An 11,379-nucleotide genomic window follows, 5' to 3' on the forward strand; every position below is an offset into this window, starting at 1 on the left:
GTCCAGGGCCGCAATAGTGTTATCAAAAGTTGGGGGGTTGGGATTATTGATAATCGAATCGATTTCGGCCCGGGCCTTTTCAAGTGCGGTTTCAAAAGCAGGTTTGAAATGGGCGGTTTCCAGTTTCGAAAATGGGGCCAGATCAAAGGGTTCCAAGAGCGGGTTGCGCATGGCGTGTAGGATTAGGATATTGTTAGTGGATTGGGTTAATTCAGATAGTACGGATAAGCTTTCAGGTATTGAAGCGGGCTTGTACCTCCTCCCCTCCCTGAGTCACTTTGTCCTTCAGGTTGTCCTTATACTCCTGGACTTTGGTCAAAAGGTCTTTTTGCTGGCATCCCAGGATTTGGGCCGCCAGAATACCGGCATTTTTAGCGCCATTTAGCGCTACGGTGGCCACGGGAACGCCCCCGGGCATTTGCAGAATGGAAAGAACCGAGTCCCATCCGTCGATGGAGTTACTGCTTTTTACAGGGACGCCAATTACGGGAAGGGGAGAGTAGGCTGCCAGCATCCCGGGAAGATGGGCTGCGCCACCGGCTCCCGCAATAATGACTGCAAAACCTTCGAGGTGGGCGGATTTTCCAAATTTGGCCAACTTGTCCGGCGTTCGGTGGGCAGAGACAATGTCGACAACAGTTTCGATATTAAAAGACTTCAGGATGTCAATGGCTTCCTGCATGACGGGGAGGTCACTGGTACTCCCCATAACGACGGCTACTTTCTTCATGATGATTTTTGCTTTGAAACAACTTCAATATTTTCTTTGACCTCCCGGGCGCGTTTACGGGCCTGGTCAATACTGGTGTCCACGATAGTCACATGCCCCATTTTGCGGAAGGGTCGTGTGAGCCGCTTGCCGTAAATATGGGGGGTTACGCCCGGAAGTCCCAGGATTTTTTCGAGACCCTGATAGTGCACCTGCCCTTTATGCCCTTCAGATCCTACCAGGTTGACCATAACTGCGGAAACTTTGCTATCCGTTTTACCCAAAGGCAGCCCCAGAATCGCTCTCAGGTGTTGTTCGAACTGGTTTGTGTAGCTCCCTTCAATACTGTAGTGACCGCTGTTATGAGGTCTTGGGGCGACTTCATTGACCAAAATAGCATCCTCTTCCGTCTGGAAAAGCTCTACGGCGAGTAAGCCCACATGCCCGAGTTGCTCAGAGACTTTGAGGGCGACTTCTCTTGCCCGAAGCTGCACTTCTTCGGGGATTCGGGCGGGACAGAGCACGTATTCTACCTGGTTGGCCTCAGGGTGGAATTCCATTTCGACTACAGGGTAAGTGATCGTTTCTCCCCCGGTATTTCTCGCGACAATTACAGCGAGTTCATTTTTAAAGGGGATCAGTTCTTCGGCAATACATTCCACATTATCCAGGGTGGCCAGGTCTTCTTTGTTGCGAACAATTTTTACCCCCTGCCCGTCATATCCGAAGCGGGCACTTTTCCAAACAAAGGGGAAGGAGAGACCACCATTTTCAATACTGTCCAAAATCTCGTTGGTATACGCAAAGCGACTGAATGGGGCCGTGGGTATCCCGGAATCCCTGTAGAACAACTTCTGCCTGGCCTTGTTTTGGATGACCTTGAGCGTCTCGGAGGACGGATATACGGTAATACCATCTTTCTCCAGGGTTTCAAGGGCAGAGACATTGACGTTTTCAATTTCAATGGTCAGCAGGTCCAGCCCTTGTCCAAAATCCACTACCGTCTGATAATCCATAAGGTCTCCCTGCACAAAGGTATTGGAAGCGATACGGGCGGGAGCCTCAGCTGAAGGGTCGAGTACCCGTGTTTGCAGGTCCCATTTCCGGGTTTCGTAAAGCAACATTTTCCCCAGTTGCCCACCACCGAGTATTCCAAGGGTAAAATTTGACGAAAAATAGTCCATAGTTCTGTACACCTTACACGCCCTCAGAGCGTGCCTTTAGGCAAAAATACGGCTAAATCTCAGAAAGCACAGGCCCCCGACAAAAAAGAAAAATCAAAACACTATCTTCGCACTTGAAGTGACTATGGAACGATCGTTAAGCCTTTTAGGGAAGCGCTTTCAGCGCTTTTTGCCTGAAGCTGAAGTTCTTCAGGCCGTACAGAAGATAGCGGATGAGATAGCCAGGGATTACAAAGATGAAGTGCCCGTATTTGTTGGAGTGCTCAACGGGGCTTTTATGTTCGTTTCTGATTTCCTGAAATGCTATCCTTATCCCTGCGAAGTGACTTTTGTAAAGCTCAGCTCCTACAGGGGGCTGACCTCCACAGGAATTGTGGAAACCCTCCTCGACCTCCCGGACCATGTAGAAGGAAGGCATGTAATTATTCTGGAGGACATTGTGGATACCGGGCGCACCCTTCAGGAACTCGTACATATATTTTCAAACAGGAATGTGAAGGATTTCCGTATTGCCACCCTGTTTTACAAGTCTGAGGTGTACAACGGAGAGTATCAGATCGATTATTTTGGAATGGAAATCCCCGACACCTTTATCGTGGGTTACGGGTTGGACTTTAAGGAGCAGGGCCGAAACCTGAGGGATGTCTATCATATAAATCAACCACATATGATTAATTTGGTTTTATTTGGAAAGCCGGGAGCTGGAAAGGGGACGCAGGCGTCGTTCCTAAAAGAAAAATACGGACTTATTCACATCTCAACCGGAGATGTGTTCCGCCACAATATTAAAAACGGGACCCCCCTGGGCAAACTCGCCAAGTCGTACATCGACAAGGGAGATTTGGTCCCCGATGAGGTCACCATCCAAATGTTGCAGGACGAGGTGGAAAAGGCCAGTAATGCCCCCGGGTTTATATTCGATGGTTTCCCGCGGACTACTGCCCAGGCCGAAGCCCTGGATCAGTTCCTCGAATCCCGGGGGATGCAGATCGACGGGACTATAGCCCTGGATGCGGACGATGAAATACTCATTGCGCGGCTCCTGGAAAGAGGGAAGGTGAGCGGACGATCGGACGATCAGGACGAAGTTAAGATCCGGAATCGTTTTGAGGAATACAACGAAAAGACCGCCCCCCTCAAGTCTTTTTACCAGAAGCAGGCCAAATTCCACAGTATTAACGGAGTAGGTGAAATTCAGGAGATCACCGACCGCCTCGCCCGGGTGATTGACGCACTCTGAACCCTTGATTTCAAAATACCGCTAAAGCTATCCGATGACTGAAGGCAACTTTGTCGATTATGTCAAAATCCACGTTTCCTCTGGAAACGGAGGTGCCGGGTCGACGCATCTGAGGAGGGAAAAATTTGTCGCCAAGGGGGGGCCTGACGGAGGAGACGGCGGACGTGGGGGGCATGTGATTGTTCGCGGAAATAAAGGCCTCTGGACCCTGCTGAACTTTAAGTTTAAACGGCATTTTGATGCCGGACACGGCGGGCATGGGGGTAAACAGCGAAGCACCGGGGCCGATGGGAATGACGTGATACTGGAAGTTCCCCTGGGCACAGTTGTCCGCGATTCAGATTCCGGTGAAATCCTTTTTGAAATCACGGAAGACGGACAGCAGGAAATTTCGGCCCGCGGGGGTTTGGGAGGACGCGGAAACTGGCATTTTAAAAGTTCGACCAATCAAACACCGCGGTATGCCCAACCCGGAATTCCGGGAGAGGAGAAAAATATTACCCTGGAATTGAAACTCCTGGCAGATGTGGGGCTCGTAGGATTTCCCAATGCGGGTAAGTCGACATTGCTCTCCGTCCTGACTTCTGCGAAACCCAAGATAGCCAATTACGAATTCACTACGCTAAAACCCAACCTGGGGATCGTTAAGTACCGCGATTTTCGAAGTTTTGTCATTGCCGATATCCCAGGTATTATTGAAGGTGCGGCAGAAGGAAAGGGCCTTGGGCACTATTTCCTCAGGCATATAGAACGGAACTCCGTGCTGCTTTTTATGGTGCCGGCAGATAGCAAGGATGTTTCCAAAGAGTACCATATCCTTCTGAATGAGTTGCGCAAATACAATCCGGAGCTTATGGATAAGGACCGGATGCTGGCCATCTCCAAATCGGATATGCTGGATGAAGAGCTTATGGCCGAGATGGAAACTGTGCTTCAGGAAGAACTTCCCGGGGTTACCCCTGTTTTTATCTCCTCCGTTTCCGGATTGGGGATGGCGCGGCTGAAAGACCGTCTTTGGGAGCTGCTCAATCCCTGAAGAATCCGGATCTGGGCCAGACTCTCTTATGAGGCCTGGTTATCAACCTTCTGGTCAGGATTACATTTTGATGTATCACACCCTGTTCAATAAGATCGCAGCAACCCGCCGTCGAGCGGAATGGTCGCCCCATTGAGGTAGGCGGCCTGCTGTGAAGCCAGGAAGGCTACCAGGTATCCGTATTCTTCCGGTCGGCCGAGTCGTCTGGCCGGGACTTGTTCCAGGAGTTTACCCGTAACTTCATCATCCGGAACCCCAAGGGCTTCAGCTTTCTTTTGATTGAGGGCACTAAGGCGTTCGGTATTGAAATATCCGGTGAGTACGGAATTTACAGTGATCCCAAAAGGCCCTGCGTCCCCGGCAAGGGTTTTGGCCCAACTGACCAGAGCCGCCCGGATGCTGTTTGAGAGCACCAGATAATTCAGGGGTTCCCGGACAGAAACAGAGGCGACGTTTATTATCCGACCCCAACCGCAGTCCTTCATATGCGGCAGTACCTGCTCTGTGGTGTAGACAGCTGTTTGGAAAAGAAGGTCAAAGGCCTTTTGGTAGTCTTCACCAGTCTTTTCAAGGCTGGTGCCGGCCGGGGGCCCCTGGGTGTTGTTGACCAGGATATCTACGGGGTGTTTTTTTATATAGGAGTGAATAAGGCTCTTGTACCCCTGCAGATCGGTGTAATCAACAACCAGATACCCGTGCGGTTTCCCTGTAGCCTGTTGGAGTTCGCCACAAAGTTCTTTCAATACGGATTCGCTGCGTGCCGCCAGGGTCACCTGGGCACCGCTATGTGCTAGCTGAAGTGCGATAGCCCGTCCGATGCCCTTACTGCTCCCGCCCACCAGGGCGTGTTTGCCTTCTAACGAAATATGCATATAAAATGATTTATCGGTATTCCTCCCTTACAGGGCTGAAAACATCCATGAGTTTACAAGCCGTAAGTGCCTTGCCGCTGTGGGGTGTGTGGGCGGGGATAAGGACGATGTCTCCCGGGCCGTATTCTTGTGTCCTGCCGTTGAGCGTAAACTCAAACCGGCCTTCGATCACATGCATGATTTGTTCATTTTTGTGATGGTGCTCGGGAACTTCAGATCCGGAGGTGACATCCCAGAAAACCAGGCTCATTTCTTTTCCGTGGATGAGTTTACCTCGAAATCCGGGGATAATTTCCCGGGTGGGTAGGGTGTTGAGGGAGTAATCCATAAATGTTGTGTTACGATATCCCTAAGGTACTGGAAACTTCTTAAATGCCCGGGTTTGGTTTGGGCGTTTCAGGATATGTATCTTTACCTTTTTATCTTATGCAATTACACTTTATAGCAATTGGGGGTAGTGCCATGCACAACCTGGCCCTGGCCCTTCACGACAAAGGGTACACCATTACCGGGAGTGACGATGTTATTTTTGAGCCCTCCAGGTCACGTCTTCAAGCTGCGGGAATCCTGCCCGCCGCAGAAGGGTGGTTCCCCGATAAGATCGACTCCGGCCTGGATGCTGTGATCCTGGGGATGCACGCCAAGGGTGATAATCCGGAATTGGCAAGGGCACGGGAGCTCAACCTTCCCGTATATTCCTATCCTGAATTTCTCTATGAGCAGGCAAAGGATAAAACGCGCGTGGTGATTGGAGGAAGCCACGGTAAGACGACGATTACTTCTATGATCCTCCACGTGATGAACTACTGGAACAGGGATGTGGATTTTATGGTCGGGGCCCAACTCGAGGGTTTTGATCGAATGGTCAGGCTTACGGAGTCTAATGATTTTATTGTGCTGGAAGGAGACGAATACCTTTCATCTGCCCTGGATCCCCGTCCGAAATTTCACCTCTACCGTCCCAATATCGACCTGTTAAGCGGCATTGCCTGGGACCATATCAATGTCTTCAAGACTTTTGAAGCGTATACGGGGCAGTTTCGGATTTTCCTGGACACCATTGTTCCCGGGGGTAGTATTACCTATAATTCAGAAGATGAGGTACTCAACGCGATGGTCGCTGAATGGGATGCTCCTGTTCGCAAATTCCCTTACGGTACACCGGAGTACCGCGTGGAGGCCGGCACAACTTTACTGGAGACTCCTGAAGGTGAATTGCCTTTGCAGGTCTTTGGCCGGCACAACCTTAGTAATATGGCCGGAGCTAAATGGATTTGCCAACAGATGGGAGTGGATGAAGTGGACTTCTATGAAGCCATGGGGAGTTTTAAAGGCGCCTCCAAACGCCTGGAGCTCCTCGCAAAAGGCTCCGGGAACTTTATTTTCAAAGACTTTGCCCACGCTCCCAGCAAAGTGGGTGCGGCCGCATCGGCAGTTCAGGAACAATTCCCGGACCACCGGATCGTGGCCTGCCTGGAACTGCACACCTACAGCAGTCTGAACCACGACTTTATCGAGCAATACAGGGGAAGTCTTGATGGCGTGGATGAAGCTATTGTCTTTTACGTCCCGGAATCCCTCGAAGTTAAGGGGCTGCAACCGATTGCCCCAGCGGATATAAAGAAGGCTTTTGGGCGTGATACCACCAAGGTCTTTACCCGAACCGATGCGCTCGAGAAACACCTGGAGGATACTCCCCTGGAGGATACCGTATTGCTGTTGATGAGCAGTGGAAATTACGGGGGCCTCGATTTGGAGAAATTGTTATCCCGGGTCCGCTAAAGGGCTTATACACCGAATTGGGTGAGGTGGTGGTCCAGGTGCTTGTACTGCATCTTCCCCCATTGCTCCGCTGTCAGCTCCCCAAAAATAGGGTGGGGGTTCCATTCTTTTCGATCCTTCAGGGCTTGGAACTCCTTTATGAGTTTACGCAATACAGGTAGCTCGGACTCGAATTCCTTAGGATCCCGGGCTTTGGCCAGGGGGGAGGTGGGGAGGTTTTTTCGCCAGGGTTTATCACTGTACATACTGTTCTTGAAAAGCAACCTGATAAGGGGATTTGGTTTTTTGGAGGGGACTTTGTTATCAATACCCACCTTCAGCGGAACCTGACAATGCCATACCATCTGTCCCACGCTCATTTTACCCCACTGCGGTTTCATTCCTTCTTCCAGGTTGTTTAGGCGTTCGAGAATTTCGTCAAAGGCCGCGGATTCAAATAGCGATTTCATCATGTACCAATTTCCCTAAAAATAATATTTCCCGGGGAATCCCGCTGGAATATTGCAAGGTATTTCACTACCTATGGCGGATATGAAAAATGAGTCCATACCAAAATCCATCAGAACCTGGAACCCCTCCGAGCGACCCCGGGAGCGATTGCTACATAAAGGGGCCGGGAGCCTTTCAAATGCAGAACTCCTGGCCATCTTATTGGTAACAGGATCGAGAAAAGAGCACGCTCTTGCACTGGCCAGGCGCCTTCTTGGAGCAGGAGAGGAGCCTCTCAAAGCCCTGGGGCGCATGACAGCGGCACACCTGATGACCTTCAGGGGTATTGGCCCGGGAAAGGCAGTAACCGTTGTAGCGGCCATGGAACTGGCCCGGCGGTATACCCAGAGCCCGGTAATCGCAAGCCAGACCATACGCCAGAGCAGGGATGCGCATGGTCAGTTAACCCCTTTGTTTGCGGATTTGATGCACGAAGAATTCTGGGTGCTCTACCTGAACAATGCCAACCGGGTTCAATTTCGATTTCAAGTGAGCAAGGGAGGACTTACAAGCACCCTGGTCGATGTGCGTATCATCCTTAAAAAGGCCCTGGAATTGGGCGCTGTAGGGCTTATTCTGGCCCATAACCACCCCTCGGGTAACCTTCGACCGAGCAAGTCCGACATACAGATTACCCGCAAGACAAAGAAAGCGGCCGCCATTATGGATATAAAGCTCCTGGATCATTTAATTGTTCATGGCTCAGAATATTATAGTTTTGCGGATGAACAACTCTTATAATTCCATCTGAGGTGCTACTGATCTATACACATAAAATTACGCCGAGGGTTACCTATATTACCCGTCAGGTGTTCTCGCGCATCCTGGGGATCGAGATCGGGCACACTACAGCAGTGGAAGATTTCATAAAACACAAGGGTCCCAAGATTACTTATACACGTCAGCCACTTCAAAATGAGTTCTTTATCCAGAGTTCGGAGTTGCTCTTTCAACAGGGGATTGAAGAGGTGGATATTCAAATGGCAAACTGGGAGGACCTGCCTTGTTTTTTCTCCAGCGCTCCAAGGAGCAATGTTCCTTTCGATATTCTGGCGGCCTCCTTTTACCTGCTGAGCCGATATGAAGAGTACCTGCCCCATGTCCGCGATCAGCACGGTAGATTTCCCCCGGCTGAGAGTATCGCCTATCAGCACGATTTTTTGAGACTGCCTTTGGTTGACCTTTGGGCGAATAAACTTCTGGACAAGCTTCGGGAACGCTTTCCGGAAATTCTTACAGATCGCAAGCCCTATAAGTTCACCCCTATCGTAGATGTCACGATTTCCCATTGCTATGCCCACAGGGGGTTCTTCAGGGGTATGGCCGGATTCGTACTCGATCTCTCCCGCCTGAAATTCAAAAGGATGTGGGAACGCCTTCGGGTATCGTTTAACCCTGCACTGGACCCCTACGATAACTTCGACAGGCTGATTGCCCTCGATCAACAGTACAAAGCGCGGACCATGTTCTTTTTCCAGTTCGCCGAGTATTCCACCTATGATAAAAACCTTTCAACCAACAGCAATGCCTTTAAGCATCTGATTAAGTCGGTGGCCGACTATTGTATTGTTTCCCTGGCCGTTTCCTATGCCGCCGCGGAGGAGCCGGAAACCCTGAAGGAAGAGAAAAAACGCCTTTCTGCGGTTATCCACCGACCTGTAGCCTATGCCCGGATGCGCTATAACAGGGTAGAGATTCCGAATACGTACAGGAAACTGGTCGATGCGGAGTTCAGTCGCGATTTTTCGATGGGGTATACCCACGAGATTGGCTTTAGGGCCAGTACCTGTACCCCGTTTTTCTTCTACGACATTGCCCTGGAAACACAGCAACCGATACAAATATGTCCTTTTGCTTTCCACGATTACGCCCTGACGCCTTATACCTCAGAGGAAACCCTATTATCGGAACTGGATGAGGTTTTTAAGTCCGTTAAATCCGTTAAAGGCCGCCTGATCCCTGTTTTTTCCAATGAATTACTCGGGGGGGATCAGAAAATTAACTGGCTGGAGCTCTATGAAAAAATAATCCGCCGTTATCATGCTTAAACAGCCCATAACCGATATATTTTTTGACCTGGACCATACCCTTTGGGATTTTGAAAGGAATTCAGCCCTTACCTATGAGCAGCTCTTTCGGGATTCTGACCTCGAGGTGGACCTCGACAGTTTCCTCGAGCACTACGTACCCCTGAACCTCCTGTTTTGGAAGGCCTTCAGGGAGGGGAGAATCACCAAGGAAAAATTGCGTTACGAGCGACTGAAAACCGTCTTCGACCGCATGGAACTACCTGTTTCGGATCGGCAAATCAATTTTTTGTCAGAAGCTTATATTGAGAATCTCTCATCGCATACGCACCTCTTACCGAATTGTATGGAGATTCTGGAGTACCTGCACAAGGGGTATAAAATGCACATTATCACAAACGGGTTTGAAGAAGTGCAGACCCGCAAGCTTCAAAACAGTGGCATAGCCCATTACTTCAGGACCGTGGTCAATTCGGATCGGGCGGGTGTCAAGAAACCCGATCCGCGAATTTTTACCATGGCCATTGAGGCAGCTGGAATACAACCGGAATCCGGGGTAATGATCGGGGATAGCCTGGAGGCTGATATTAAAGGGGCCCGTGCTGTGGGACTACAGGCCCTGCATTTCAATGTTCACAATGACCCCAGCCACGGGGTTTGTCCTGTTATCCTCGATTTAGATCAGATTAAACTGTATTTATAGAAGGCGGGGCCCTTTAAAGGACTTCGGATTCAGGTATTTGATCTGGCGGGGACAAACAAGTCTTCCCACTGGAATGCAGCCTGCCTTCCCAAAGGGTTTTCTCTTTATGGTTTGGGGTAAATATCCTATCTTCGGACGCGAAATAAGCGCATAGTCTATATGTTAAAATCCGTCCTTAGTTTTGGCTTTGTCATCCTGCTGAATTTATCTGTACAGGCCCAGCTGGATTCCTATAAATACATCCTGGTTCCCAAAAAATTCGAGGGCTTTAAATACGAGAATCAATTCAGGACCAGCACCCAGATAAAGTTCCTCTTTTCCCAAAATGGGTATACGGCTATATATGAAGATCAGATCCCCACTGACCTGGCGGAGGATCCCTGTAAAGCTGTCCGGGTAATGCTTATTGACGATTCTTCCCTCCTGGCCACCAAGGTGCGTCTCGGTCTGCGGGACTGCAATGGAGCGGTGGTCTATGAATCCGGGGAAGGGAAAAGCAAGACAAAAGACTATGAACTCGCCTACAGGGAGGCGATTGATGGGGCTTTTAAGGATCTTGAGGAACTGCCTTATTCCTATATCCCTCCGGAGGCTGTTTTGGAATCTCTTGCGGCTCAAAAGGATATAGTACCCGCCCAGGGGGCAGCCACAGGGGAAACCCTGGGAACCGCGGGTGTGGCTCAGGAAGATGTTGCCCCTGAAGTGTCTGATGCAAATCCTGTACGGAAAGAAGCTGAAATGGCGGCGACTGCAGCCGTTGCTGCTGCAAGCACGGCTTCAACGCCAATGGATGAGTCAAAAGACGCTCAGCAGGATGTAGCTCCTGTTTCCGGAACAGCCGTCAGTCTGGAGACCGCCGCCGGGGAGGAAATATGGTACGCCCAGGAAACGGCCAATGGGTATCAGTTGGTCGACAGTACCCCCAAAATCCGGATGAAACTCGTTAAAACCGCTCAAAAAGATACGTACATCGCAACGGTTGACGATGAGGCTATGGGGATGGTCTATAAAAAAGAAGGCCAGTGGTGGCATGAGTTCTTTAAGGACGGAAAGACAGAAGTTCGCCCCCTCAAACTAAAATTTTAATCATTCCCCTGCTTGAAAAATGATTTCTTAACTCAGGATTCATATTTTCCCTTCCAGCGTTTTTCGAGAAACACTTTGATTTCTTTTTCCCTGTTGTTTTCCCCTGGTTTAAAAAAGACACTTCCCGAAAGCGAATCGGGAAGGTATTCTGCAGGCACGAAATTACCGGGATGGTCGTGGGCGTAGGCATAGTCCGCCCCGTAACCCAGGTCCTTCATCAATTGGGTAGGTGCATTTCTCAAGGGTAAGGG

General features: G+C 50.1%; 12 protein-coding genes and 1 pseudogene. 7 read left to right on the plus strand and 6 right to left on the minus strand.

Going from position 1 to position 11,379, the window contains the following annotated elements; genetic code table 11:
- Window positions 1-232: 232 nt before the first annotated feature.
- Both purE and WBV75_RS12800 read right to left on the minus strand, forming a co-directional pair.
- Window positions 233-730, minus strand: a complete 498-nt coding sequence (gene purE / locus WBV75_RS12795) for a 5-(carboxyamino)imidazole ribonucleotide mutase (protein ID WP_424120978.1) — start codon at window positions 728-730, stop codon at window positions 233-235.
- Complete coding sequence (locus WBV75_RS12800) at window positions 727-1,893, minus strand: 5-(carboxyamino)imidazole ribonucleotide synthase (RefSeq protein ID WP_424120979.1); 1,167 nt, start codon at window positions 1,891-1,893, stop codon at window positions 727-729. The genes purE and WBV75_RS12800 overlap by 4 nt, the downstream gene beginning before the upstream one ends.
- Window positions 1,894-2,017: 124 nt before the next feature.
- Between WBV75_RS12800 and WBV75_RS12805 the strand changes: the two genes are divergently transcribed.
- A complete protein-coding gene (locus WBV75_RS12805; protein ID WP_424120980.1) occupies window positions 2,018-3,133 on the plus strand; it encodes an adenylate kinase in 1,116 nt (371 codons plus the stop codon).
- Window positions 3,134-3,167: 34 nt separating this feature from the next.
- Complete coding sequence (obgE, locus tag WBV75_RS12810; protein WP_424120981.1) at window positions 3,168-4,169, plus strand: GTPase ObgE; 1,002 nt, start codon at window positions 3,168-3,170, stop codon at window positions 4,167-4,169.
- Window positions 4,170-4,255: 86 nt separating this feature from the next.
- Here obgE and WBV75_RS12815 read toward each other — a convergent pair whose 3' ends face one another.
- Both WBV75_RS12815 and WBV75_RS12820 read right to left on the minus strand, forming a co-directional pair.
- Window positions 4,256-5,041 (minus strand): SDR family oxidoreductase, encoded by a 786-nt coding sequence (locus tag WBV75_RS12815; RefSeq protein WP_424120982.1) that lies wholly within the window; start codon window positions 5,039-5,041, stop codon window positions 4,256-4,258.
- Between the two features lie 10 nt (window positions 5,042-5,051).
- Entirely contained in the window at window positions 5,052-5,369 is a 318-nt protein-coding gene (locus tag WBV75_RS12820; RefSeq protein ID WP_424120983.1) for a cupin domain-containing protein, read from the minus strand.
- A gap of 98 nt (window positions 5,370-5,467) precedes the next feature.
- Here WBV75_RS12820 and WBV75_RS12825 point away from each other — a divergent pair, with 98 nt between their 5' ends.
- Window positions 5,468-6,823, plus strand: coding sequence for a UDP-N-acetylmuramate--L-alanine ligase (locus tag WBV75_RS12825; RefSeq protein WP_424120984.1), 1,356 nt, complete (start codon window positions 5,468-5,470; stop codon window positions 6,821-6,823).
- Window positions 6,824-6,828: 5 nt separating this feature from the next.
- On the opposite strand, the gene WBV75_RS12830 is transcribed toward WBV75_RS12825, so the two are convergent.
- The gene (locus WBV75_RS12830) at window positions 6,829-7,275 is read right to left on the minus strand and encodes a DUF1569 domain-containing protein (RefSeq protein ID WP_424120985.1); all 447 of its coding nucleotides are present in this window, start codon (window positions 7,273-7,275) and stop codon (window positions 6,829-6,831) included.
- A gap of 79 nt (window positions 7,276-7,354) precedes the next feature.
- Here WBV75_RS12830 and radC point away from each other — a divergent pair, with 79 nt between their 5' ends.
- From radC to WBV75_RS12850, 4 genes are all read left to right on the plus strand, one after another.
- The gene (gene radC, locus WBV75_RS12835; protein ID WP_424120986.1) at window positions 7,355-8,053 is read left to right on the plus strand and encodes a RadC family protein; all 699 of its coding nucleotides are present in this window, start codon (window positions 7,355-7,357) and stop codon (window positions 8,051-8,053) included.
- 11 nt (window positions 8,054-8,064) lie between these two features.
- Window positions 8,065-9,360, plus strand: a complete 1,296-nt coding sequence (locus tag WBV75_RS12840) for a polysaccharide deacetylase family protein (protein WP_424120987.1) — start codon at window positions 8,065-8,067, stop codon at window positions 9,358-9,360.
- On the plus strand, window positions 9,353-10,042 hold the full coding sequence (locus WBV75_RS12845; protein ID WP_424120988.1) for a YjjG family noncanonical pyrimidine nucleotidase: 690 nt from the start codon (window positions 9,353-9,355) through the stop codon (window positions 10,040-10,042). The genes WBV75_RS12840 and WBV75_RS12845 overlap by 8 nt, the downstream gene beginning before the upstream one ends.
- 159 nt (window positions 10,043-10,201) lie before the next feature.
- On the plus strand, window positions 10,202-11,128 hold the full coding sequence (locus WBV75_RS12850; RefSeq protein WP_424120989.1) for a hypothetical protein: 927 nt from the start codon (window positions 10,202-10,204) through the stop codon (window positions 11,126-11,128).
- 32 nt (window positions 11,129-11,160) lie between these two features.
- On the opposite strand, the pseudogene WBV75_RS12855 reads toward WBV75_RS12850, so the two are convergent.
- Window positions 11,161-11,379, minus strand: a pseudogene (locus WBV75_RS12855) (replication-associated recombination protein A); the annotation flags it as partial.

Source organism: Robiginitalea sp. (assembly GCF_049588695.1).
In the GTDB taxonomy this organism is placed as follows: domain Bacteria; phylum Bacteroidota; class Bacteroidia; order Flavobacteriales; family Flavobacteriaceae; genus Robiginitalea.